We start from the raw sequence: 24,116 nt of genomic DNA, 5'->3' as shown, positions 1-24,116 counted from the left end.
TATTGAGTTTAAATTTGAGAAGCAAATTCTTCAAAAGCTTTGGCCGGATCTGTATTTTTCATGAAATATTCTCCCATCAGGAAACCGTCAAATCCTTTTTCTTTTAAAAACTGAAAATCTTTAAGATTGTAAATACCGCTTTCTGCAACAGACAAAACGCCTTTTGGAAGCTGGTTTTTCAGCTGAACGGAATGCTGAAGATCTACTTTAAAATCTTTAAGGTTTCTGTTATTAATGCCTGCCAAATCAATTTCTGAATTGAAATGCTTCAGTTCATCTTCTGTATGAATTTCCAGTAAAACCTCCATTTTCAGTTGGTGAGCTAATTCTGTGAATTCCTGTACCTGATCCGGTGAAAGGCACGATGCGATCAGCAGGACAACATCAGCACCGATGCTTTTAGCTTCATAAAACTGGTATTCATCAATCATAAAATCTTTTCGCAGAATCGGAATATTGATGTCATTTCTTACAGTGAGAATATCATTTAAATCTCCTCCGAAAAAATCATGATCAGTCAGGATAGAAACTCCGCTGGCTCCAGAATTTTCGTAAGCAGAAACTACTTCCAAAGGCTGTACATTATTATTGATGATCCCTTTTGAAGGTGATTGTCTCTTAAATTCAGCGATAATTCCGCTCTTATTTTTGATAGATTCTTTTAATGAATTGGTTGGTCTTCCAAAAAAAGAGGTGTCTTTTAACCGGTCGAGGGAAATGCGCAATTTTGCAGCAGCAACCTCCTCTTTTTTTCGTTCAATAATTTTATCCAGTATAGTCATTTTTTTGTGTCTGTAATGTAGTCAATAGTGAATTTTGCTTTGCAAATGAATGGTGAATCTTATTGGATCAAAAGATTAAAACTATTCAATGCTTTTCCGCTTTGCAGACTTTCATCAGCCATGAGAAGACAATTATCATAGGTCCCGAATTTATGGGTGTTGTAAAGTGCGGCTGAAGCGTTGGCAAGAATTACTGAGTTCTGCTGTTCTGTACCGTTTCCTTCCAGAATATTCATAAATATTTTTGCCGTTTCCCGAATGGAGTTTCCTGCTTTAATATCTTCCAGCGTTACCGGATTGAAACCTAAATCTTCTGCAGAATAAATTTCTTCTCCGTTTTTGGTGATGATTTTGCTGTCGCCGGTAAGACTTATTTCATCATATCCGTCAAGACCATGTACCAGAATAAATTCACGTTCTTCCTTTTGAAGAAGATACTGATAAATTCTTGCAATTTCCAGATTATAAACTCCAATCATTGAATATCGGGGCTTTGCCGGATTGACCAAAGGACCCAAAAGGTTAAAGAAAGTTCTTAATCCCAGCGATTTTCTTAATAATCCAACAGATTGCAGCGCAGGATGAAAATAAGGAGCGTGCAAAAAGCAGATGTTAGCCCTTTCAAGATCTTCATTCAATTGTTCTGAGTTGTTTTTAAACTGGTATCCCAGTTCTTCCAGTACATTGGAAGAGCCTGTAGTGGTAGAAGCACCGTAATTTCCATGTTTTATTACCTTCTGTCCGGCTCCGGCTACTACAAAACTGGCCAGAGTGGATATATTGATGGTATCTTTTCCGTCTCCTCCGGTTCCTACAATATCAATCGCATCACTGGCATCGATGTTTACAGGAACAGCCATCTGTAATAATGCTTCTCTGAAACCTTCCAGCTCTTTCAATGTGATATTCCGCATCAGAAAAACACTGATAAAAGCAGTCACTTCCGCAGCGTTGAATTTATTCTGTGCAATCTCAATCATGGTAGCCTTCGCTTCTGATTTTGAAAGCGTATTATGGTTGAACAGGTATTGAAGTATTTCTTTCATTTGTGGTATTTTTATGGTTGTTGAAGGACTTTCTAAGGTTTTCATGACAACAGAAAGTTTTTAATGATTACTTCTCCTTCCGGCGTTAAAATGCTTTCAGGGTGAAACTGTACTCCGTGTACATCATAGGTTTTGTGCTGCAAAGCCATGATCATTCCATCTTTATCTACAGCCGTAATTTCCAGTTCTTCCGGAAAATCTTCAGTATTGACTGCCCAGCTGTGGTATCTTCCTACTTCCAATCCTGAATGTAAATCCTTAAATAATTTGGTATCTTCTTTCACCAGATCGGTAGTGGTAGCCACTCCGTGAAAGATTTCAGACAGGTTGATCAGACTTCCTCCGAAAGCTTCAGCAATGGCCTGCTGTCCGAGACATACTCCAAGGATACTTTTTGAAGGAGCATATTCTTTAATAAGGTCTAATAAAATACCTGCTTCTTCAGGAATTCCGGGACCGGGAGAAAGGATGATTTTGTCGTATTTTCCAATCTCTTCAAGGGTAATTTCATCGTTTCTTACCACATCTACTCTTTGGTTCAGAATTCTTTCAATAATCTGAACAAGGTTATAGGTAAAGCTGTCGTAATTGTCGAAAACGAGAACTTTAAGTGGCGTCTGCTGAGTGTTTATATTGCTGTTCATTGCTTTTTTTGTTAGATAGTTGCTGGTTTTTTTTTGTTGCTAGCTGGTGGGTTTATTTTTCAACTATTTTTTCTGCTTTTTCTACTGCTTTTTTCAGTGCATTCAGTTTGTTGTTGACTTCCTGTAATTCACTTTCAGGGACAGATTTTGCTACAAGACCGGCACCAGCCTGATAAAATAAGGTATTGTTTTTACTTAAGAAAGTTCTGATCATAATGGCCTGGTTGCAGGTTCCGTTCAGTCCGATGATTCCGATACAGCCGCCATAATAGCCGCGGGAATCTTTTTCATATTGATTGATCAGCTGAAGCGCTTTATGCTTGGGTGCACCGCTCAGTGTTCCCTGAGGGAAAGTAGCGGAAACCATTTCCAGAGGATTGATGTCATCAGCAACATCTGCAGTCACCTCACTTACCATATGAATAACATGCGAGAACAGCTGGATTTCTTTAAGCTTGGTAACCGTTACATTTTTTCCAAGTTTTCCAAGATCATTTCTTGCCAGATCCACCAGCATGGTATGTTCTGCGTTTTCTTTAGGATCAGCTTTCAGAACTTCAATAGCTTCAAGGTCAGCTTCAAAATTTCCTGTTCTTTTAGATGTTCCTGCAATCGGGTGAATAATTGCTTTATTGTTTTTGATGATTAACTGGCTTTCAGGACTCGATCCGAATAATTTGTAATTTCCGTAATCAAAATAGAATAAGTAAGGAGAAGGATTGATATTTCTCAAAGCACGATACACGTTGAACTCATCACCTTTGAATTTCTGTTCAAATCTTCTGCTCAGAACCAGCTGGAAGACATCTCCGCGCATACAGTGTTTCTGAGCTGTTTTTACCAGTTCAATATACTCTTCATCTGTAATATTAGATGTTTCTTCGCTTGTTTTCTCAAATGGGTAAACCGGAGTATTCTGATTTTTAATGAGGTTTTCCAACAGATGGAATTCAGATTTTACGCCATCAATACAGTTTTCAATAATATACATTTCATCATTAAAATGATTGATAGCAATCACATATTGGTACAATCTATACCTTAAAACAGGAATCTCTACTTCCTTGCTTTGTGCTTTAAGGCTGATGTTTTCAAAAAACTGTACTGCTTCAAAACTTGTGTAGCCAAAAAGGCTCTGAGCCGTCTGCTCAATAGGATCATTGGTTTCTTCACATTTAAAAATCTGACGGAACTCTTCAAATACATCTGTTATATTTCGCTCCATAATAAATTGCTTTACGGGAGCAGAAGAAGGAATCTTGATTTCATATTCGTTAAGATTTTTCACCTCAATTCCGGCAATGGCATTCACGGCGATGAAGGAAAAGTTATTATCAATACTTTTTGAATCTGAACTTTCCAGAAGAATCGTATCACGGAATTTATCCCTGATCTTAAGGTAAATATTCATGGGAGTATGAAGGTCTCCCAGTGTTTTTTTCGAAACGGTTTTTATTGTAATTGTTTTGGTCAACATTTTATTGTTTTTTGAGATTAAGGAATAAAAAAAGGCTTTAACGGTATCCGTCAAAGCCTATATATTGTTTTTTGATTATTTCTGCTGTAATTAACAACATGACAATACCTTCAGACCCGACGAAGAGTTTGAAAGCCACCACCAAATATTGTTGTTCATTTTAAACATAGGACAAATGTAGAAATTTTTTTTATACAAAGACGAAAAAATTTCTGAAAATAAAAAAACTTAACATTGAAACCTCTTATTTAAGCTGTTTGAGTTCTTGTTTCAATACTTTGATTTTTTCTCTGTAAGTTTCATCATCATAGTCTTTTACATAATCTTCCAATGCAGCAATATATTCTTCAATGAATTGTTTATTTGTTCTGTCTGCTTCATATTTGATTCTTGCAGAATTCACAGGAACCATTTTTTCATTTTGTAATACAATTTTTCCTTCCCTGGATTGATCATAAAGGATGACCATGTTTTTTTCATATCCTGGAATGTATTTTACAGGAATATCCTTATCACCCGGAATTCTGATTGAATTTCTGATAGGATAAATGGCTGCAGTAGTAGTGGAGAAAAAGGTAGTGGTATATTTTCCGTCCTGTTTCTTTACAATGGCTTCATAATCGTGGATGTACATGTCATTCAGAGTAGAATTGGTTTCTACATCAGAGGTGATAATAGCTGTGCTTTCTACTCCGTATTTGTTTAAAAACCATGCATTTAGAAACTGTCCTCCAAAACCATTCAATATAGCAAGTGGAATGATCGGAATCAAAAACCATGCTTTTTTGGTCAGATAGGAGAGCAATCCAAAGAATGCAAACAACAGAACCACAGTATAAAAACCATGATGGCTGGTGAAAAACAGAATTTTTGAAATTAAAATCATGGATTAAAGATAACTATAATAATCTTTTATTTAAACGCTGAGATCGCAAAGATGTTATTAAATGACTGTTAAAATGATCACAAGGGCGTTTAACTTAGCAAAAGAGCTGTTATTAGCTGAATGAAGTGCCTTTGCGAACAAAAAAATAAATTTTTATCATCATTACTTTGCGAACCTGGCGTTTGAACTATTTATTGTACTGGCTCAGATAAAGGAATATCCGGAGTTCCGCTGTAGAAAACAATCAGCGTTGCTCCGAGGTCTCCGGTTTTACCTCTGTGGCCGGTATTAACCATTTCAGGAAGTACCTGACCTTTTCTTATCCATTGCGTTTTTCCATCCTCTTTTCTTTCAATCTGAATTTCACCTTTTTCTACATAAGCAGCATTAATCACAGGATGTTTATGCCAGCTCAGTGCCGAGTTGGGAGGTACAGCAATTTTAAGGACTGAAATTTCCGGCTGAGTTGCGGGGTAAGCAGGATACGTAGTTCCGTCCCAGGATTTTGTCGTTTTTAAAAGCGTCACCGATTCAATTTTATCAGAATATTCTGATTGTGGTTCATTGGATGAATTATCACATGAAAAAAGGAAAGAAGAGAGTATAGCAAAGCAAGCTGTACCCAATACATGTTTTCTGGTCATACATTTTTAAATTAATACGTTGATTTTTGGCTCGGATCATCCGATATACAAAAATACTAACCTGATTTAAAATTCTCCCATGTTTGAATTATTTTTTTTATCAGTTGTTAAGATCCTGATCTCAAAAATATTTCCTAAAGAAAACATTTGTCATAAGTTTAAAAGTTTATTTTTTATATTTTTGCTTCCAAATTAGAAAAAAATGAAAAAAGTATTAGCAATCGCATTTATCGGAGGTTTATTATTAGCAAGCTGCAAAAAAAAGCCAGATCACTCTTTACAGGATAGCAACACAATGCTTGAGGAACCGGAAGCAACTACTGTGGTAGATTCTACTGCTAAAACTGCTGCTCCAGCTGCTGCAACTGCACCTGAAGCTGCTAAAACAGATTCTACAGCGAAGAAATAATGAAAAAAATACTTTTGGCAGGAACACTGGGGCTTATGATCATTTCCTGTTCTAAAAAAGAAAATACAGCAGAAGTGGCATCTTCTTCTGAAACTACAGCTGTTTCAGAACCTGCTCAATCTAATCTTTCCGGTGATCAGATCATGGAAACATTGGACTGCTCAGGCTGCCATTCTGTGAATGAGAGAATGATAGGACCTTCTTATCAGGAAATTGCAGGAAAGTACTCTGAAAAGGATACTGAACTGCTGGCTTCCAAAATTATAGAAGGCGGAAGTGGAGTATGGGGAAATGTCCCTATGGCTGCCCATCCTCAGGTATCTAAAGAAGATGCCAAAAAAATGGTGGAATATATTTTAAGTCAGAAGAAATAAAATATGTCTGCTGAAAAATCCAGTCTGCACACAAGAAATCTGCATCGTAATTCCTACGATTTTGATCAGCTTATTTCTTGTGTGCCGGAACTGAAACACTATGTTTTTACAAATGCCTATCAGACAGTAACCATTAATTTCAGCATTCCTCAAGCAGTTAAACTGCTCAATAAAGCCTTACTCTTACATTTCTACAACATTAAAGGCTGGGATATTCCCGATACCAATCTTTGTCCACCGATCCCGGGAAGAGCAGACTATGTACATTATATTGCCGATCTATTAGGTGAACCACTTAACAAAATTCCCACAGGAAATTCTGTAAAAGGATTAGACATAGGAACAGGCGCGAATCTCGTGTATCCTTTAATCAGCTGCAAATCTTATGGCTGGACCATTCTGGGAACGGATATCAACCAGGATTCTTTGAAAAATGCTCAACACATTCTGGATCAAAATGAAGATCTTTCCTCTGTTATTCAGTTAAAAAGCCAGCCTGATGCTGATCATATCTTTACCAATATCATTGGTCCGGAAGACAGATTTACTTTCACCATGTGCAATCCTCCTTTTCATGATTCTGAAGAATCTGCCATGAAAGGGAATATCAGAAAAACAAAAAATCTTAGTAAATCAAAGAAAACGAAACCTCTTCTTAACTTCAGCGGACAGCAGTCTGAACTTTGGTGTGAAGGTGGTGAACTTGCTTTTATTACTAAAATGATCAATGAAAGCACATTGTTTTCATCACAGGTTCTTTGGTTCACGTGTCTGGTTTCGAAAAAAGACAATCTCAATAAACTCAACAATCTTTTAAAGAAAGTAAATGCTGTAGAGGTGAGAACTATTGATATGGCTCAGGGACAAAAAGTAAGCAGAATGCTGGCGTGGACGTTTATTCCCCGAAAAGACAGAAAAAGCTGGTTGATTTAAAATTCAAAGTTCAAAGTTTAATGTTATAGCACAATCATTCAAATCTTTGATCTCTAAACACGTATCCCGAACCCCAATACCCCGCATCTTTACCACTTTTTAAAATTTCTTAAAAAAGCCATTGACGGTCATGTCAAAAATGCCTAAATTTGTACGCTTTTAGAAAAATAAGAAATGCAATTATCAGAACAAGAAATCATTAGAAGAGAAAAGCTGAATAAGCTTACTGAAATGGGGATTAATGCGTTCCCTGCGGATGAGTATACAATTACAGATACTACAGAATCTATAAAACAGGATTTTTCTGAAAGTAAACAGGTGAAGATCGCTGGTAGATTGATGTCCCGCAGAATTCAAGGAAAGGCTTCTTTTGCAGAATTGCAGGATTCTAAAGGAAAAATCCAGGTTTACTTCAACAGAGACGAGATCTGTCCCGGTGAAGATAAAGAACTGTATAATGAAGTATACAAACACCTTCTGGATATTGGAGATATTATCGGTATTGAGGGGGAATTGTTTACTACTCAGGTAGGAGAGAAGACGGTTTTAGTGAAAAACTTTACGCTTCTTACAAAGGCTTTACGCCCGCTGCCTCAGGCTAAAACTGATGAAAACGGAGTAGTACACGATGGTTTTACAGATCCTGAATTAAGATACAGACAGCGTTACGTAGATTTAACGGTAAACCCACAGGTAAAAGAAATTTTCGTGAAAAGAACAAAATTGTTCAATGCCATGAGAACATTCTTTAATGATGCAGGGTATTTTGAAGTGGAAACACCAATTCTACAGTCAATTCCTGGTGGAGCAGCAGCTAAACCGTTTATCACGCACCACAATGCGCTGGATATTCCATTATATTTAAGAATTGCCAACGAATTATATCTGAAAAGACTGATCGTAGGTGGTTTTGACGGAGTATACGAGTTCTCTAAAAACTTCAGAAATGAAGGAATGGACAGAACTCACAACCCTGAGTTTACCGCTATGGAAATCTATGTAGCTTACAAAGATTATAACTGGATGATGGATTTCACTGAGAAATTACTGGAATTCTGTGCTATCCAGGTAAACGGAACTACAAAAGCTACATTCGGGGAACATGAAGTAGATTTCAAAGCTCCTTATCCAAGAGTTTCCATGACAGAAGCGATCCTGAAGTTTACAGGCTTCGATATTACCGGAAAAACTGAGCAGGAATTATATGATTTCGCCAAGTCTATCGGTATCGAAGTAAATGAGACGATGGGTAAAGGAAAATTAATCGATGAGATCTTCGGTGAGAAATGTGAAGGAAACTTCATTCAGCCAACTTTCATTACGGATTATCCGATCGAAATGTCTCCACTGACAAAGAAACACAGAAGCAAAGAAGGTTTAACAGAGCGTTTTGAATTAATGGTATGCGGTAAAGAAATCGCTAATGCATATTCAGAGCTTAATGATCCTATCGATCAGAGAGAACGTTTTGAAGCACAGATGGCGTTATCTGAAAGAGGAGATGATGAAGCGATGTTCATCGATCAGGACTTCTTAAGAGCGCTGGAATACGGTATGCCACCAACTTCAGGATTAGGAATCGGTATGGACAGATTAATTATGTTCTTAACGAATAATGCCTCAATCCAGGAAGTATTATTCTTCCCTCAGATGAGACCTGAAAAAGCAGTTCCACAAATTGAATTAGGAGAGGATGAAAAAGTAATCCTTGAAATCCTTAATTCTCAGGAAGAGCCAATGGCTTTGGCTGAAGTAAAAGAAAGAAGCCAGTTATCCGGTAAAAAATGGGATAAAGCTTCCAAGAATTTAACAAAAAACAATATTGTGAAAGTGGAGAAGATTGATGAAAATCTTTTGATGAAACTGGCTTAAGATTTCTCAGAAAACATAAATAAAAAAGGTACAGTGCTATGCTGTACCTTTTTCTTTTTTCCATTTCCGAAGCTGTGCCCTGAAGTTTTTAAACGGAGCCACGGTATTGATATGAATCCATCTCCAGACCGGCCATTGGGCGGGAGTAGTTGCCCATTTTCTTTTGCCAGGAATAAATAGTATATCATCATCAAGGCTTTCTATCCAGTTGATAATTTCATCCACCTGATTTCGAAGCAGTTCTCTTTGTTCTTGTAAAGTATGAGAACCATATTGATTATAAAAAGACTGGTACAATCCTCCCAGGTTATTCCATTTGTATTCAGGAGTGGGAGTTTTTACTTCAATTCCTTTGCTTTCATCAGATTCCCATTGTAAAAGGAGGTGAGTCCAACCCAATTGATAGGAAATATTTTGTGATGGAGTTTTATCAACTCCCGGCTGCAAAAGATCTTTGTCCTCTTCTTTGATATCATTAAATTCCTGATCATAGAGAAGATATCTTTTCTTTAGCTCTTCAATGAGTTCTGTTTTGTCTTTATAAGTCTGCATATATTTATTTTCTTAACTTACTGAAAGAAGCCATCAGATAAAATAAGAAAGGAAGAATAAATAGTGATCCCAGCATCAATGCCCATCCCAATGCAGCGATAGTTTTTTCAGGAGCCATATGTTCCAGTAATGAAAGATGCTGTCCGTTTCCTAATAAAATAATATCCGGATTATGCTGATACGTTGCCGCTACTAAAATCATCACCATCTGGAATCCTGCCAAAGCACGTACGGGAAGCAGCTTCTGACGGTTCATCGCTCTTAGAATAAGCAACAAGGCAATGGTGGCAAAAGCAATCGCCATAATACCCAAAGGTTTAGAAAATACCCACATCAAAAGAGGAATGTCTGAAATATAAGCGGTTGCGAATACCAGTATTCCGGTTATCACAACAAAGATCATGGTCTGCTTGGATTTTCTTATCATTAACAAAAGATCGGCCTTATCACGGGTTTCTCTTAATGAAAATATAGATGCAAGATAAGCACAAAGGGCTACCGTAAATAAGCCCACAGAAACCCCAAACCAGTTCAGCCAGCTGAATACATACAAATCCAGAAAACCTACAGCATCAGGATTGATAGAATGTGAAACTGTTGCAGCAGCAATTAACCCTAAAAAGAAAGGTGTTAAAAGGCTTGCGTAGTAGAAAATATGAGTGTATAAAACCTGCCAATTGTCTTTCACAGCATCATAATGCCTGAACGTAAAAGCTGTTCCCCTTGCAATAATTCCTAAAAGCATTAAGACTAAAGGAATGTGAAGATAAGTAGACATAGTGGTATAAATCTCCGGAAAGCCAACAAAAAGGATAACGATGGCAATAATCAGCCACATGTGATTGGCTTCCCAAACAGGAGCAATAGATTCATACATAATCTCATGGGTTTTATGGCGGGCTTTTTTATTGGTGAACATTTCTACAATACCTGCTCCAAAGTCAGCTCCACCCAGAATAATATAAAGACAGATGGATAGCCAGAGAAAACCTATTACAATGTAAATCATGATTTTTTGTTTTTATCGTTAAACTGAGCATCGGTAGGATCGTAAAGCTTCGGTACCATTTGAATCTGTCTCTTTAAAAGGAAAACAAGGATCAATGATAATGATACGAAAATAGCCGTAAAGAAATAGAATGAATACTGTATTCCCGGCATAGGAGTTACCGCATCTGCTGTCCTCATAATTCCATAAATAATCCAGGGCTGTCTTCCTACTTCTGTTACCGTCCATCCCGCTTCCAGAGCAATATATCCAAAAGGTGTTGCGATTAAAAAGGTTTTTAATAACCAGTTTTTATTCAGCCATTCTTTTCTGAAGAAGAAGGCATACAAATAGACAGCTCCAATAACAATCATAATCACACCAAAGAAGATCATAATCTGAAAAGCATAATGAACAACTGCAATCGGAGGCCATTCATCTCTAGGGAAATCCTTAAGACCTTTTACTTCAGAATTAAAATCATTACTTACCAGAAAACTCAACACTTTTGGAATTTTCACTGCATATTTTACTTCTTCTTTTTCTTCATCAGGAATTCCTCCAATCACAAATGAAGCCCCTTTTTCCGTTTCAAAATGAGCTTCCATAGCTGCCAGTTTGATAGGCTGTCTTTCTGCTACCGACTTTGCAGCAACATCACCGCTTAGAGGTGCTCCGAATGCTCCGATCAAGGCAAAACCTACGGCAATTCTAAAAGCTTTGGTATGGAATTCAATATTTCTTTTTCGCATAATCATAAAAGCATGAACTCCTGCAACTGCAAATCCTGTTGCACAAAAAGCAGCAACTGTCATATGAAGAGCCTGAGGAAACCATGCATCATTGAACATCGCTTTGATAGGATCTATATTAAGATACTGTCCGTTAATATAATCAAAACCGGTGGGAGAATTCATCCATGAGTTGGCTGCTACCACCAGAATTCCGGAAGCCAGCCCGCTTACTCCTACAAGAAAACCACAGAACCAGTGAAACCATTTATTGAATCTTTCCCATCCGTATAAAAAGAAACCAATGGCAATCGCTTCGATGAAAAAGGCTGTTCCTTCCAGAGAAAAAGGCATCCCGAAAATCGGACCTGCATGTTTCATAAACCCGGGCCATAAAAGGCCAAGTTCAAAAGAAAGCATTGTTCCTGAAACGGCTCCCGTTGCAAAAAGGATAGCCACCCCTTTACTCCATGCTTTTGTAAGTCCTTTATATACCTCGTTATTGGTTTTCAGATATTTCCAATGGGCAAAAGCCATCAGAAAAGGCATCACCATACCCACACAGGAGAATATGATATGAAAGCCCAGAGAGAGTGCCATCTGAGCGCGTGCTGCAATAAAATCATCCATAATTTCAACTTTTCAGATAATAAATTTAAGCATAAATTATTGATGTTGAATATGATTTACAACAGTTGCTATCTCATCAATACATTTTAATTTTGTTTCTTTTACCGGCTCACTAATCCTTATTTTCTAAAGAAAACTCCACATTTTTTTGACACTTTTTAACTTTCATACCTCGAAAAAAATCACGATATTTGTGAGTCTTTGCATATAGCAGGATTTTTAATTTTTAATATGAGTCAAAAACAATATACAGCTAGTAGTATTCAGGCATTGGAAGGAATGGAACACGTTCGTATGCGTCCTTCAATGTACATTGGTGATGTAGGAGTCAGAGGACTTCACCACTTGGTTTATGAAGTAGTAGATAACTCTATTGACGAGGCATTGGCAGGGTACTGCGACACGATCTTCGTTAGCATCAAGGAAGGAAACGGAATTGAAGTAAGTGATAACGGTAGAGGTATCCCGGTTGATTTCCACGAAAAAGAGCAGAAATCTGCCCTTGAAGTGGTAATGACAAAAATTGGAGCCGGAGGTAAGTTTGACAAAGACTCTTATAAGGTTTCAGGAGGTCTTCACGGGGTTGGGGTTTCGTGTGTGAATGCTCTTTCCAACGAGATGATCACTACGGTTTACAGAGACGGAAACGTTTACCAGCAGATTTATTCAAGAGGAAAAGCCCAGACAGGTGTTGAGGAGATTGGTCACAGCGAAAAAAGAGGTACCAAGCAGTTTTTCCAGCCGGATGATACCATTTTTACAGAACTAATTTATAATTACGATACATTAGCAAGCCGTTTAAGAGAACTTTCTTATCTTAATAAAGGAATTACCATTACTTTAACGGATGAAAGAGAAAAACTGGAAGACGGATCTTTCCGTTCAGAAGTTTTCCATTCTGAAGGCGGATTAAAAGAATTCGTTGCTTATATTGATGGCAACCGTGAATCTATCATGGAGCATGTGATCTTCATGGAAGGAGAAAGAGACGATATTCCTGTAGAAGTAGCAATGCGTTACAACACTTCTTTCAACGAAAATCTTCACTCTTACGTCAACAACATCAACACTCATGAAGGAGGAACTCACCTTGCAGGTTTCAGACGTGCTTTAACGAGAACCCTTAAAAAATATGCTGATGATTTAGGAATTCCACAGAAAGAGAAAGTAGAAGTTACAGGAGATGATTTCCGTGAAGGATTAACAGCTGTAGTTTCTGTAAAAGTAATGGAACCTCAGTTTGAAGGACAGACTAAAACAAAATTAGGAAACTCTGAAGTTTCCGGAGCTGTAGATAAAATTGTTGGGGAAATGCTTACGAATTTCCTTGAAGAGAACCCAAATGAAGCGAAACAGATCGTTCAGAAAGTGGTTTTGGCGGCAAAAGCAAGGCAGGCCGCTAAGAAAGCCCGTGAAATGGTTCAGAGAAAATCTCCGATGGGTGGTTCCGGTCTTCCAGGGAAATTATCAGACTGTTCATCAAAAGATCCGGCAGAATCTGAAATCTTCCTTGTAGAGGGAGATTCCGCAGGGGGTACGGCCAAACAGGGAAGAGACAGACACTTCCAGGCTATCCTTCCGTTAAGAGGTAAAATTCTGAACGTAGAGAAATCTATGCTTCACAAAGTATATGATAACGAAGAGATCAGAAATATCTATACTGCTCTTGGGGTTTCTGTAGGGACTGAGGAAGACAGCAAAGCATTGAACCTGGCAAAATTAAGATACCACAAGATCGTGATTATGACCGATGCCGATATTGACGGATCTCACATTTCAACACTGATTCTTACTTTCTTCTTCAGATATATGAAGGAACTTATTGAGAATGGTTATATCTATATCGCTCAACCGCCTTTATACCTTTTAAAGAAAGGAAATAAAAAAGTGTATGCTTATAACGAAAAAGAGCGTGAGGAATTTACTTTAGAAATGTCTCCGGACGGAAAAGGAGTAGAGGTACAACGTTACAAAGGTCTTGGAGAGATGAACCCTGAACAGTTGTGGGAAACTACATTGAATCCTGAACACAGAATTCTGAAGCAGGTAACCATTGATAATGCAGTGGAAGCAGACAGTATTTTCTCAATGCTGATGGGAGATGAAGTTCCGCCAAGAAGAGAATTTATCGAGAAAAATGCGAAATATGCAAAAATTGATGCATAAACCTTTTTAAAAATATAATAAAAAAGCTTCTGATTATTTAGAAGCTTTTTTTATATTTGGATAAACCAAAAAAACAATAATATGTTAACTCTTTTACAAACAGATCCTTACAACGGAGCAGATGCGGCTTCTGGTGCAGTTGCTGCAGGATTAGGGATCGGAACAATGTTCTTCGGACTGCTTTGCTATATATTCTATGGATACTGCATGTACAAAATCTTCCAGAAAGCAGGAAGACAAGATGCCTGGGCTGCCTTTATTCCTATTTACAACACGATCGTATTACTGGAAATTGTGAAAAAGCCGATTTGGTGGATCATTCTTTTCTTTATTCCATTGGTAAACATTTATGCATGCTGGGTGGTATATGACAGACTTGCCAAAGGCTTTGCGAAAGAAACACCTCTGTACACTATTCTGATTCTCCTTTTCGGATTTATTTTTATTCCTGTATTGGGATTGGGAAGTGATCGTTTTGACAGTAAACTGGTCCCGAATGATTAAATAGAAAGAAAAAAATTAAAAGACTTCATTGCTGAAGTCTTTTTTTTATTAATCATCGATAGGATTGTAGAATTAATTGTACTTCCCGTTATTATTAATTCTACAGTATTTGAATCATATGGATTGTAAATTATTATAAATTTGAGTACAGACAATTTGAAGTTTATCCCTTCATGTTACAGAATATATATTCTTATTTCAATATAGAATGAATATAAATATTCTGTTTTAACTTTTCAGAAATAAGCAATGAAAAGTTGATAATGTGTTCATTGCCTTATAGGTACATTTAAAACAGTACTTTTTTAAGTATTAGGTTGAAGGCTTCACATGTTGGAGCCTTTTATATTTTTTTAACAGTTATTAAGATTTTATTATTTTTGTACCATCTTAATAACTATGATGAAAATATTAGTCCTCGGGGCATTATCTACCGCCTCATTATATTTCGCACAGAGCTATCCTGCCTCTGCCATTCCTGAGAATTTAAAGAAAAATGCGAGTGCTGTAATCCGAAAAGAATTTACAACCGTTCAGATCAATAAAATCGATGAAATAAAATATCAGAAAAATAAGATAATTACAGTCTTAAATAAAGACGGTGACGATGAGGCAGTAGCTTACATCCCTTATGATAAATCAAAAAGTATTTCAAACATAAAACTTACGATTTACGATGAGACCGGCAAAAAAATTAAAAGTGTTTCAAAATCTGATTTTAAAGACGTAGCGAACAATCCTCAGGGAGTTTTTTATTCTGATAACAGGATATTGGTTTATTCATATACACCGGTGCAATATCCTTATACTATTGATTTTTCCTATGAAGCTGAAGATGAAGACACTGTTTTTATCCCGGATTTTGTACCTTTTACTTCTACTAAAATATCTCTTGAAGAAGCACAGTTTAAAATCGTTAACACTTCTGGAATAGAACTCAGATCTAAAATTTACCCTTCAAAATACAATTATACCTCTGTGATAGAAAGCGGTAGTGGAAATGATAAAACCTATTCATACAAAAATGTACCTGCTATTGACGATGCTTTTATGATTCCAGAGCCTGTTAAAATCTTACCTGCGGTCAACTTTGCACTTACAAAATTCAGCCTTGCAGGGAAACAGGGAACTTTGAATAACTGGACAGATTTCGGAACCTGGATTTACAATGATCTTTTGGTACCTGTTTCTGTATCTACTCCTGCTATTAAAGCTGAGGTAGCCTCTTTACAATTACAGGGATCTGTAGAAGATAAAGTAAAGAAAATCTATCAGTACATGCAGAACAAAAGCCGATATATTGCTGTGGCTTTGGGAATAGGTGGATGGCAGCCTATGATGCCGGATGAGGTTCAGAAAAAAGGCTATGGAGATTGCAAGGGGCTTACGAATTATATGAAAGTTCTTCTGAATGAAGCAGGGATTCCTTCCAATTATTGCATCATTACCTCCAGTCGGTCACAGGTTTCTTTTGATCCCGAATTTCCTTCTATGGGAGGAAATCATATTATTCTTATGGTTCCAACAGAAAAAGGAAATATATGGCTTGAAAATACCTCTCAGCAAATTGCTTTTAACCATTTAAATTACAGTACTACCGACAGAAATGTACTTGCTGTGACTCCGAAAGGAATCGAACTGATCAATACACCGGTGTATAAAGCAGAACAGAATAAAGAAAAACAAACATTGAGAGTTAATCTTAATGAGGATAATAGTATTATCGGCACCGGTAACTTTTCTTATACCGGAAATCAATATGATGATAATCTGAGATTTGCCAACCTTAATCCTAAAGAAAAGAATGATGCAGTTAAAGAAAGGTTTAATATCCTGAACTTTGAAAAAGTTGAAATGAAAAATTTTAATAACGACAGAAACAATGCCGTTATTACCTATGATCTGGATTTTAAAACCAATAATTTCTCTAAAAAAGCTGGAAACAGCATGTTGTTCAGATCGGTACCTATTTTTAATGATGCAGTCTTTAAAACTGATGAAAACCGTGAGCTTCCTTTTGAAGTAGGCATGTCTTATGAGGATGAATATGAAATTGCCTTTGTTCTTCCTTTAGGATATAAAGTTGATGAAACTCCGGATAACGCAAGCATTACTTCCGAGTTCGGATCTTATAAGCTAAGCTTTGTTAAAAGTGATGATCAGGTAAAAGTGATCAGAAAAATACAGATTAATAAAGGGCTGTATCCAAAAGAAAAGTACAATGACTATATCAGTTTCAGAAAAAAGATCCTGAATATGGATAATTCAAAAATTTTAATAACAAAAATATAGCCATGAAAAAAATAATAGTATTGCTTCTTTGCTCAGCCGGCACAATACTGGTAAATGCTCAGAAGAAATATGAATTTCTGAATCCTCCGAAATTTAATGATGCAGATTTATCTAAAACCAAATCATTACTGGATGAAAATGCTCCTGCAGAGATCTTGTATAAATCTGCTTATTTTATGATCGATAACAATACCGGTAATCTGCATAAAAAATATTTTTACAGAGTTAAGATTTATGATAAAGATAAAGCTGAAGATTGGCTGAATCTCGAAATCCCTATCTATAATATCGGTTCAAACAGAGAATCACTAGGTAAATTCAAGGCTTTTACCTATAATCTTGAAAATGGAAATTCTGTTCCTGTAAAAGTAGAAAAGAGTTCTCAATATAAAAGCAAAGAGAATAAATATGTTACTCTCACAAAATTTGCATTCCCAGGTGTGAAAAATGGATCAATCCTGGAGTATCAATATGAAATTGTATCTCCGTTCAGATTTATGATTCCTGAAGTATTGATAGAATCCGACACGCCTTCTCTGAATACAGAATACGTTTTTGATACTCCGATTAATATGTCATATAACGTAAATTATACAGGGGGAATTACTCCTAAGTACAGAGAGATGGAGGAAAGATACCTATATGGTGCACAATACAGAACCTACAGATTTGCTTATGAAAATCTGAAAGGCTTTAAAACTGAAAAATTTGTAAGAAATGACAGAAACTTCAGAACAAAAATCAGTGCTGAGCTGAATTCTACAAATTTCGGAGAGCTTAAGCTGTATTCTTCCTCATGGGATCAGATTGGAAAGAGATTGTATGAAAGTGAAGATTTTGGAGGAGAACTGAAAAGAACAAAACTGGCAAAAGAAAATATGCCGGCAGGAATTTCAGAAATGAAAACAGATCTTGAAAAGGCAAATGCTATTTTTTCCTATGTTCAAAAAACCTTTACCTGGAATAAAGATAAAGGAATCTACACAGAAGATGGCATCAGGAAACTGTTGGAAACTAAAGTTGGGAACGCTGCAGAAATCAGTCTTTTTCTTGTTATGATGCTTCGTGAAGCAGGTCTAAAAGCTGATCCGTTGGTAATTTCTACGGTGGAAAACGGGTTAATCAACTTGGTTTCGCCTAATATTTCCAATATGAATTTTGTATTAGCAGCGATCAGTATTGATAACCAGCTGCATATCTATGATGCCACTTCAAAACAATCTTCTCTGGATGAGATTCCTCTTAAAAACTGGAATCAGTATGGAATTTTAGTCACCAAAGACAAGACTCTTCTGATTCAAATGGCCAATGTGAAGTCAAGTAATACTTTCCTTACAGTCAATGGTAAAATCAATGACGACGGAAGTATTTCAGGAACGTATTCTGACAGAGATACCGGCGCCTACGCAATGTATGTAAAAGACAGCTATGACGATAATGCTGAGAAATACAAAAAACAGTACAAGGAAAACTTCTCCATGGACTTTACGGATATCGATTCAAAAGTCTTAGAAAATGGAGACTTTGAAAGCAGTATGAAATTCTCTTCTCCCAACCTGATTGACAGAGTAGGGAAGAAAATGATCATTAATCCTATGCTGTTTTTAAACAAAAGTTCCAATGAATTTGATCAGACGGAAGTAAGACAATATCCTATCGATTTTGGATCACCGATCACGAAAGTAAAAAAAGTAACTCTTGAAATTCCGGAAGGATATGTGATTGAGGAAATGCCTAAAGAAAAAAAGATTGTTACAGAAGATAAAGAAATAGAATATACCTATTCTATCGTACAAAAAGGAAATAAGCTGGAGGTAACGACCACCACAAAAATTAACAGTTCAGATTATCCGAAAGAGTACTATCCTGCATTTAAACAAATCTGGGGCGTCGCTTCAAAATTTGAAAACCAGGTAATCAGTCTTGTTAAAAAGTAATGTCTGACGTGATCTGAGTAAAAAAATATATTTTTTTCCAAAACCATTCATCTTTTGAATGGTTTTTGTATATATACTCAAAAAAATAAATTATGAAAAATACGATTGCTGTTATAGCATTATCTTCTTTCCTGGCAGTTACGGCCTGTAAAAAAAATGAAAAGGCAGGGCAAGCAGAAAAAACAGAAAATAAAGCGACTGAAGAATTTGTAGTGGACTCTGTGAAAGTCAATGATTCTACAAAAATTACAGACTCCTTAAAAGTAAGTTACACTTCAAAACTGTTGGTTTTCCCTTCTTTAAAAGATAAAAAACTACTGGACAGCATCTATTTTCAGAATGAAAAAATTAAAGACTTTTCCAAAGCCGGTCTTCAGGCTTATCTGGATAATGAAAAAAATAGTTATTTCAATTCTGTAAAAAATGATAATAAAGACTGGGCTTCAGATGTTACTTATGCTCAAAACTGGTATTCAAGCTCACATATGAATCTTATTTCCAATACCAACGGTTATATGCATATCCAATATGTGGGAAGCGGATATGAAGGTGGAGCACATGATAATTACGGATTTTCCGAAAGGGTTTTTGATCTGAAAAACAGCAAAAAATTAGAATTGAAAGACATTACTTCAATGCCTAAAAATAAAATTGAAGCCATTCTAATGAAAAATATCGATAAAATGAATAGTGGTACGATGGATGGTGACGGAGAAGTGAAAAACTCAGAAATGCTTTTAGTGGATAAAATTCCGGCATCTGATAACTTTTATTTTGATGATAAAAACCTGTATTTTCACTACAGTCCCTATGAAATTGCTGCTTTTGCTGCCGGAGATATTACCATTCCTGTTTCGTGGGAAGATCTGAAAGGTACATTAAATACAGAATTTAAAGAAAGAATGAAAATTAAGTAAATTAATGCTTCCAGTTTTGGAAGCATTTTTTAATTTTGCGGTAATGGACAAAGTAGCTTTTATTATCAATCCTTTTTCGGCCAAAAAAAACTATCAGCCGTTTTTGAACGAACTTAAAGCAAAGGTTAACAATCCTCTGTATTATGTTTCAGAATCTATTCCCGGGACAGATGAATTTATCCAGTCTCACTTCGGAAAGGTAGATATTTTTGTGGCAATAGGAGGGGATGGTACCATTTCTACAGTAGCCAGGAACCTTATTAATACAGAGAAAATTCTCGCAATTTTCCCCGCAGGTTCAGGAAACGGTTTTTCTAATGAAACACAATTCAGTAAAAATCTCGACGAACTTTTAGAAAAAATAAAAGCAAAAAATTCCAGAAAGATCGATACATTTACCGTGAACGACAGGCTTTCCATCAATGTTTCGGGAACAGGTTTTGACGGTAAAGTAGTTAAAGAGTTTGAAAAAACAAGTCGTGGATTCAAAAACTATATCAAAGTTTCTCTGAAAACCTTCTTCAATTACAAACCGATCAAAGTGAAGTTTTTTGATGAGGAATATCAGCAGTATAACGGCAGATATCTGATGATGAACATCGCCAATACCCGGCAGTTTGGTAACAACGCCTATATTGCACCAAAAGCCAGTAAAAGTGACGGATTGGTTGATATGGTTTTGGTGAAAAAGTTTCCTTTAACGTATTCTGCGCTGTTTGCTTTCAGAATGTTTACCAAAAGGCTGAAAGATGATGAGTATGTGACCTATCTTCCGGTCTCTGAAATATCATTTAAAGTCAATACCAAAAACTGGCATCTTGACGGTGAATTCAATAAGATAAAATCACCAATTCATGTTAAAGTACAGCCTTCAAGTTTGAATATTTTGATTTAAAGCCAGTTACTGGTGTGGGTTAATCTGTTTCGGGTTTACCAGTTACTGGTTGTTTGGCTGCGAGTTCGGTTTATTTCGAGTTACGTTTTACACACAACCTTAAACCTTGAACCTTGAATTCTATCCCTATTCCCTGCAACCTAAAACCTGCCATCTGCCACCTGTCTACACTTCCAGTTTCTTTTCCACTTCAGCCGGATGTTCCAGACAGTATTGAAGTTGCTTTTTATCAAGTTGTTTTTCCCAGTTGGCCACTACAACTGTAGCTACAGAATTTCCAATGACATTGGTTAAAGCTCTGCATTCGCTCATGAACTTATCAATTCCAAGAATTAAAGTCATTCCTGCAATCGGAATTTCAGGAACTACGGCCAATGTTGCTGCAAGCGTAACAAACCCGGCACCTGTGACACCAGCTGCGCCTTTTGAACTTAACATGGCTACCAAAAGAAGCATCAGTTGCTTTTCGAGAGGAAGATGAATATTTAATGCCTGTGCAATAAAGAGAGAGGCCAGTGTCATATAAATATTTGTTCCGTCAAGATTGAAAGAATATCCGGTAGGAACTACAAGGCCTACAATAGCCCGTGAGCAGCCGGCTTTTTCAAGTTTTTCCATAATTCCCGGTAGGGCAGACTCTGAAGAGCTTGTGCCCAGAACGAGAAGAAGCTCCTCCTTAAGATAAAAAAGAAGTTTGAAAATATTAAATCCGTTATACCATGCCACCGCTCCCAGTACCAGGACCACAAAAAGGATAGACGTAATATAAAAGGTACCTACCAGGAATATAAGATTCAGTACAGAATGAAGTCCATATTTTCCGATGGTAAAGGCCATAGCACCGAAAGCTCCTATCGGGGCAAGTTTCATGAGCATATGGACGATTTTAAATACCGGAGTCGACAAATCCTGTAGAAAATCAGTTACTTTCTGGCTCTTTTCTTTTGTTAAAACCAAAGCAACTCCCATTAAAATAGCAACCAGAAGAACCTGCAGGATATTATCACCCACCAAAGGGCTGAATAATGTCTCCGGAATAATATTCATAATAAAACCCGTAAGAGTAGATTCATGAGCTTTTGCCTGGTATTGTGAAACATCGCCCGAAAGGGTAGCAGGATCAATGTTCAAGCCATGTCCCGGCTGCAGAATATTTCCTACCACTAATCCGATGATAAGAGCCAGAGTTGAAAAGGTAAAAAAATAGATCATTGCCTTGATTGCAATTCTGCCTACTTTTTTCAAATCGGTCATGTGGGCAATTCCTAAAGTAAGGGTTATGAAAATTACCGGAGCGATAATCATTTTTACCAATTTGATGAATCCATCCCCCAATGGTTTCATCTTTTCTCCCAATTCAGGGTAAAATTTTCCAAGAAGAATACCCGCAATGATGGCGATAATCACCTGGAAATAAAGCTGATTGTGTATTTTTTTTGCTTTCAAAGAACAGTCGTTTTGTTTTTTTAAGGGCGAAAATTAAGAAAATTTATCTGAAAACATGACAAAAGTCATTCAAAAGAATCTGTTGACCTTGTTTTATAAATTAATTAAAAAGTCATGGCTTCATTCGAAGAATGAAGCCATGACTCTATTTATATATTAATATGTAGTTTATTCCACTGCTACAGAATCATCTCCACGGCCGTCTGCTACTGCGTGAATATTTCCGTTTTCATCAAGAACAATCATTTCTGTTTTTCCGATGTACTTCGTCTTTTCAATGACGTAATTCTTGCTTTTCAGTTCAGAAATAGTACTTTCCGGAAAATTATTTTCAACCGTTATGGTTTCAGGAAGCCACTGGTGATGGAATTTTGGTGCATTGACCGACATATTCGCATTTAGCTTAAAATCAACCACATTCACAATGGATTGGTATACTGAAGTCGGTATTGTAGTGCCTCCGGGAGTTCCCACAACCATAAAAGGTTTTCCATTCTTAAGAATAATCGTTGGCGTCATTGAAGAAAGCATTCTCTTGTTGGGCTGTATTGAATTGGCCTCTCCACCCACAGCTCCGAACATATTCGGTACTCCGGGTTTGATTGAAAAGTCATCCATCTCATTATTTAAAAAGAATCCTGCTCCCGTAACTAAAACTTTACTTCCGTAATATCCGTTAAGAGTCGTGGTTACAGAAGCTGCATTTCCATCCTTATCCAATACGGAAATATGTGTGGTCTGCATTGATTCTTTCGGTTGTGCTATGATTTTACCAACTTCTGCACTTGGTGTCGCTTTGTCAAAACTAAAACTTTTCCATCTTCCTTTCAGATAATCATCAGAGATCAGGTAAGAGGTCTTGTCCTGAATAAAATCTGGGTCACCCATATATTCAGCCCTGTCTGCGAATGCTCTTCTTTCCGCTTCAGCCATAATCTGAACTGCTTTTGTTGAGTTCTGCTGATATTTTTCAAGGTTTTCAAAACTGGCCATTCTGAGCATCTGGGCAAGTAGCACTCCGCCGCTTGATGGTAAAGGCATGGTGACAACATCGTTTCCTTTGTAATCAAATTCCAATGCTTTTCTCTCAGCAACTTTATAGTTTTTAAGATCTTCCAATGTGATGATTCCGTTCCCTCTTTTCATTTCAGCTACTAAAAGTTCAGCTGTTTTTCCTTCATAAAAACCTTTAGCTCCCTGTTTCTGGATCAGTTTCAAAGTTTCAGCTAAATCTTTTTGAACCAATAGATCTCCGGCTTTCCATGGGGTATCTTTTACAAAAATGATGGAAGATTTATTATGTTTCTGAAATTTTTCCCTTTGGTTATTCAGCATTTCCGCTTCTTTGTCTGTGATGGCAAATCCTTTTTCAGCAAGATCAATGGCGGGCTGAATAATCTTTTCCATAGGAAGTTTACAGTATTTCAACGTAGCAAAAAATCCTGCTACGCTTCCCGGGATGCCTACTGCAAGTCTGCCGTTCTGGGATAAATCTGTATCTGCCTTTCCTTTTTTATCAATATACATATCACGGGAAGCCTTTTTCGGAGCTGTTTCCCTGTAATCCAGTGTGAATTTTTCACCATTATTTTTTACACCTACCAGAAATCCTCCGCCACCGATGTTTCCGGCCTGCGGATACACCACAGCAAGGGCATATTGTGTTGCGGTAACAGCATCGTAGGCATTTCCGCCCATCTTTAAGATTTTGGCTCCTGCTTCACTAGCTAACGGATGTGCAGAGACTACAACACCTTTCTTCTTTACCTGTACTTCTTTGATAATATTGATGTCAGTAAATTGTGCCCAGCTGAGCTGTGCAGCCAAAAGCATCGAAGCAATTAAAATCTTCTTCATATGATTGTTTTTTCTTACAACAAAATTATTGAATTTTTTGTGTCAATGGCTGTTTTTATTAGGAATATGAAAATTATACTTTGCTTTTTTCATTTGTTAATATTTTTTAAATTTTATTCCGTTTATGTATTTAT

General features: G+C 36.8%; 21 protein-coding genes. 10 read left to right on the top strand and 11 right to left on the bottom strand.

The features are described 5' to 3' along the window. Window positions 1-8: 8 nt before the first annotated feature. The 6 genes from trpC to AB1278_RS16095 all read right to left on the bottom strand — a co-directional run bounded on the left by trpC (window position 9) and on the right by AB1278_RS16095 (window position 5,479). Window positions 9-782, bottom strand: coding sequence for an indole-3-glycerol phosphate synthase TrpC (trpC, locus tag AB1278_RS16120; RefSeq protein ID WP_429815648.1), 774 nt, complete (start codon window positions 780-782; stop codon window positions 9-11). Window positions 783-841: 59 nt separating this feature from the next. Continuing rightward, window positions 842-1,828, bottom strand: a complete 987-nt coding sequence (gene trpD, locus AB1278_RS16115; RefSeq protein WP_429815645.1) for an anthranilate phosphoribosyltransferase — start codon at window positions 1,826-1,828, stop codon at window positions 842-844. 41 nt (window positions 1,829-1,869) lie between these two features. Beyond that, a complete protein-coding gene (locus AB1278_RS16110) occupies window positions 1,870-2,472 on the bottom strand; it encodes an anthranilate synthase component II (protein ID WP_202844078.1) in 603 nt (200 codons plus the stop codon). Window positions 2,473-2,524: 52 nt separating this feature from the next. Further along, window positions 2,525-3,949 carry an anthranilate synthase component I family protein gene (locus AB1278_RS16105; RefSeq protein WP_429815642.1) on the bottom strand — a complete coding sequence of 475 codons (1,425 nt, stop codon included), beginning with the start codon at window positions 3,947-3,949 and terminating at the stop codon, window positions 2,525-2,527. A gap of 244 nt (window positions 3,950-4,193) precedes the next feature. Beyond that, window positions 4,194-4,835 (bottom strand): hypothetical protein, encoded by a 642-nt coding sequence (locus tag AB1278_RS16100; protein ID WP_202844076.1) that lies wholly within the window; start codon window positions 4,833-4,835, stop codon window positions 4,194-4,196. A gap of 191 nt (window positions 4,836-5,026) precedes the next feature. Further along, the gene (locus AB1278_RS16095; RefSeq protein ID WP_202844075.1) at window positions 5,027-5,479 is read right to left on the bottom strand and encodes a cupin domain-containing protein; all 453 of its coding nucleotides are present in this window, start codon (window positions 5,477-5,479) and stop codon (window positions 5,027-5,029) included. Between the two features lie 202 nt (window positions 5,480-5,681). Here AB1278_RS16095 and AB1278_RS16090 point away from each other — a divergent pair, with 202 nt between their 5' ends. The 4 genes from AB1278_RS16090 (at window position 5,682) to lysS (ending at window position 9,067) form a co-directional block, all read left to right on the top strand. Then, entirely contained in the window at window positions 5,682-5,888 is a 207-nt protein-coding gene (locus tag AB1278_RS16090) for a hypothetical protein (protein WP_202844074.1), read from the top strand. Beyond that, entirely contained in the window at window positions 5,888-6,262 is a 375-nt protein-coding gene (locus AB1278_RS16085) for a c-type cytochrome (protein ID WP_202844073.1), read from the top strand. The genes AB1278_RS16090 and AB1278_RS16085 overlap by 1 nt, the downstream gene beginning before the upstream one ends. A 3-nt stretch (window positions 6,263-6,265) precedes the next feature. Beyond that, a complete protein-coding gene (rlmF, locus tag AB1278_RS16080; RefSeq protein ID WP_202844071.1) occupies window positions 6,266-7,195 on the top strand; it encodes a 23S rRNA (adenine(1618)-N(6))-methyltransferase RlmF in 930 nt (309 codons plus the stop codon). A gap of 174 nt (window positions 7,196-7,369) precedes the next feature. After that, window positions 7,370-9,067 (top strand): lysine--tRNA ligase, encoded by a 1,698-nt coding sequence (gene lysS / locus AB1278_RS16075; RefSeq protein ID WP_411413679.1) that lies wholly within the window; start codon window positions 7,370-7,372, stop codon window positions 9,065-9,067. A 36-nt stretch (window positions 9,068-9,103) separates the two neighbouring features. Here lysS and AB1278_RS16070 read toward each other — a convergent pair whose 3' ends face one another. Genes AB1278_RS16070 through AB1278_RS16060 form a run of 3 tightly spaced genes read right to left on the bottom strand, consistent with a single transcriptional unit; the run spans window position 9,104 to window position 11,968 of the window. Beyond that, window positions 9,104-9,619 (bottom strand): ClbS/DfsB family four-helix bundle protein, encoded by a 516-nt coding sequence (locus tag AB1278_RS16070; protein WP_411413680.1) that lies wholly within the window; start codon window positions 9,617-9,619, stop codon window positions 9,104-9,106. Between the two features lie 4 nt (window positions 9,620-9,623). After that, the gene (locus tag AB1278_RS16065) at window positions 9,624-10,628 is read right to left on the bottom strand and encodes a cytochrome d ubiquinol oxidase subunit II (protein ID WP_411413681.1); all 1,005 of its coding nucleotides are present in this window, start codon (window positions 10,626-10,628) and stop codon (window positions 9,624-9,626) included. Continuing rightward, complete coding sequence (locus AB1278_RS16060; RefSeq protein ID WP_395973013.1) at window positions 10,625-11,968, bottom strand: cytochrome ubiquinol oxidase subunit I; 1,344 nt, start codon at window positions 11,966-11,968, stop codon at window positions 10,625-10,627. Before AB1278_RS16060 ends, AB1278_RS16065 begins: the two co-directional genes overlap by 4 nt. A 231-nt stretch (window positions 11,969-12,199) precedes the next feature. On the opposite strand from AB1278_RS16060, the gene gyrB reads away from it, so the two are divergent. The 6 genes from gyrB to AB1278_RS16030 all read left to right on the top strand — a co-directional run bounded on the left by gyrB (window position 12,200) and on the right by AB1278_RS16030 (window position 20,679). Then, window positions 12,200-14,134 carry a DNA topoisomerase (ATP-hydrolyzing) subunit B gene (gene gyrB / locus AB1278_RS16055; protein WP_227943933.1) on the top strand — a complete coding sequence of 645 codons (1,935 nt, stop codon included), beginning with the start codon at window positions 12,200-12,202 and terminating at the stop codon, window positions 14,132-14,134. Between the two features lie 81 nt (window positions 14,135-14,215). Continuing rightward, window positions 14,216-14,638: a DUF5684 domain-containing protein gene (locus AB1278_RS16050; protein WP_047432171.1), complete on the top strand. Its 423-nt coding sequence runs from the start codon at window positions 14,216-14,218 to the stop codon at window positions 14,636-14,638. A gap of 399 nt (window positions 14,639-15,037) precedes the next feature. Beyond that, window positions 15,038-16,930 carry a DUF3857 domain-containing protein gene (locus AB1278_RS16045; RefSeq protein WP_429815634.1) on the top strand — a complete coding sequence of 631 codons (1,893 nt, stop codon included), beginning with the start codon at window positions 15,038-15,040 and terminating at the stop codon, window positions 16,928-16,930. A gap of 2 nt (window positions 16,931-16,932) precedes the next feature. Continuing rightward, entirely contained in the window at window positions 16,933-18,867 is a 1,935-nt protein-coding gene (locus tag AB1278_RS16040; protein WP_429815631.1) for a transglutaminase-like domain-containing protein, read from the top strand. 92 nt (window positions 18,868-18,959) lie between these two features. After that, complete coding sequence (locus tag AB1278_RS16035; protein WP_429815628.1) at window positions 18,960-19,784, top strand: RsiV family protein; 825 nt, start codon at window positions 18,960-18,962, stop codon at window positions 19,782-19,784. 43 nt (window positions 19,785-19,827) lie between these two features. Continuing rightward, the gene (locus AB1278_RS16030) at window positions 19,828-20,679 is read left to right on the top strand and encodes a diacylglycerol/lipid kinase family protein (RefSeq protein ID WP_110009412.1); all 852 of its coding nucleotides are present in this window, start codon (window positions 19,828-19,830) and stop codon (window positions 20,677-20,679) included. A gap of 165 nt (window positions 20,680-20,844) precedes the next feature. On the opposite strand, the gene AB1278_RS16025 is transcribed toward AB1278_RS16030, so the two are convergent. Together AB1278_RS16025 and ggt are read right to left on the bottom strand one after the other, a co-directional pair. Beyond that, window positions 20,845-22,125 (bottom strand): dicarboxylate/amino acid:cation symporter, encoded by a 1,281-nt coding sequence (locus AB1278_RS16025; protein WP_202844043.1) that lies wholly within the window; start codon window positions 22,123-22,125, stop codon window positions 20,845-20,847. Window positions 22,126-22,293: 168 nt separating this feature from the next. Further along, window positions 22,294-23,982: a gamma-glutamyltransferase gene (gene ggt, locus AB1278_RS16020; RefSeq protein WP_202844036.1), complete on the bottom strand. Its 1,689-nt coding sequence runs from the start codon at window positions 23,980-23,982 to the stop codon at window positions 22,294-22,296. Window positions 23,983-24,116: the final 134 nt, after the last annotated feature.

Source organism: Chryseobacterium sp. NRRL B-14798, from assembly GCF_050470705.1.
GTDB lineage: Bacteria > Bacteroidota > Bacteroidia > Flavobacteriales > Weeksellaceae > Chryseobacterium > Chryseobacterium cupriresistens.
This window is presented reverse-complemented; position numbering and strand designations above follow the sequence as displayed.

What these genes read in the sequence shown, in the direction of transcription:
- trpC (WP_429815648.1), bottom strand. Translation starts at nt 782, where the DNA reads ATGACTATACTGGATAAAATTATTGAACGAAAAAAAGAGGAGGTTGCT.
- trpD (WP_429815645.1), bottom strand. Translation starts at nt 1,828, where the DNA reads ATGAAAGAAATACTTCAATACCTGTTCAACCATAATACGCTTTCAAAA.
- AB1278_RS16110 (WP_202844078.1), bottom strand. Translation starts at nt 2,472, where the DNA reads ATGAACAGCAATATAAACACTCAGCAGACGCCACTTAAAGTTCTCGTT.
- AB1278_RS16105 (WP_429815642.1), bottom strand. Translation starts at nt 3,949, where the DNA reads ATGTTGACCAAAACAATTACAATAAAAACCGTTTCGAAAAAAACACTG.
- AB1278_RS16100 (WP_202844076.1), bottom strand. Translation starts at nt 4,835, where the DNA reads ATGATTTTAATTTCAAAAATTCTGTTTTTCACCAGCCATCATGGTTTT.
- AB1278_RS16095 (WP_202844075.1), bottom strand. Translation starts at nt 5,479, where the DNA reads ATGACCAGAAAACATGTATTGGGTACAGCTTGCTTTGCTATACTCTCT.
- AB1278_RS16090 (WP_202844074.1), top strand. Translation starts at nt 5,682, where the DNA reads ATGAAAAAAGTATTAGCAATCGCATTTATCGGAGGTTTATTATTAGCA.
- AB1278_RS16085 (WP_202844073.1), top strand. Translation starts at nt 5,888, where the DNA reads ATGAAAAAAATACTTTTGGCAGGAACACTGGGGCTTATGATCATTTCC.
- rlmF (WP_202844071.1), top strand. Translation starts at nt 6,266, where the DNA reads ATGTCTGCTGAAAAATCCAGTCTGCACACAAGAAATCTGCATCGTAAT.
- lysS (WP_411413679.1), top strand. Translation starts at nt 7,370, where the DNA reads ATGCAATTATCAGAACAAGAAATCATTAGAAGAGAAAAGCTGAATAAG.
- AB1278_RS16070 (WP_411413680.1), bottom strand. Translation starts at nt 9,619, where the DNA reads ATGCAGACTTATAAAGACAAAACAGAACTCATTGAAGAGCTAAAGAAA.
- AB1278_RS16065 (WP_411413681.1), bottom strand. Translation starts at nt 10,628, where the DNA reads ATGATTTACATTGTAATAGGTTTTCTCTGGCTATCCATCTGTCTTTAT.
- AB1278_RS16060 (WP_395973013.1), bottom strand. Translation starts at nt 11,968, where the DNA reads ATGGATGATTTTATTGCAGCACGCGCTCAGATGGCACTCTCTCTGGGC.
- gyrB (WP_227943933.1), top strand. Translation starts at nt 12,200, where the DNA reads ATGAGTCAAAAACAATATACAGCTAGTAGTATTCAGGCATTGGAAGGA.
- AB1278_RS16050 (WP_047432171.1), top strand. Translation starts at nt 14,216, where the DNA reads ATGTTAACTCTTTTACAAACAGATCCTTACAACGGAGCAGATGCGGCT.
- AB1278_RS16045 (WP_429815634.1), top strand. Translation starts at nt 15,038, where the DNA reads ATGATGAAAATATTAGTCCTCGGGGCATTATCTACCGCCTCATTATAT.
- AB1278_RS16040 (WP_429815631.1), top strand. Translation starts at nt 16,933, where the DNA reads ATGAAAAAAATAATAGTATTGCTTCTTTGCTCAGCCGGCACAATACTG.
- AB1278_RS16035 (WP_429815628.1), top strand. Translation starts at nt 18,960, where the DNA reads ATGAAAAATACGATTGCTGTTATAGCATTATCTTCTTTCCTGGCAGTT.
- AB1278_RS16030 (WP_110009412.1), top strand. Translation starts at nt 19,828, where the DNA reads ATGGACAAAGTAGCTTTTATTATCAATCCTTTTTCGGCCAAAAAAAAC.
- ggt (WP_202844036.1), bottom strand. Translation starts at nt 23,982, where the DNA reads ATGAAGAAGATTTTAATTGCTTCGATGCTTTTGGCTGCACAGCTCAGC.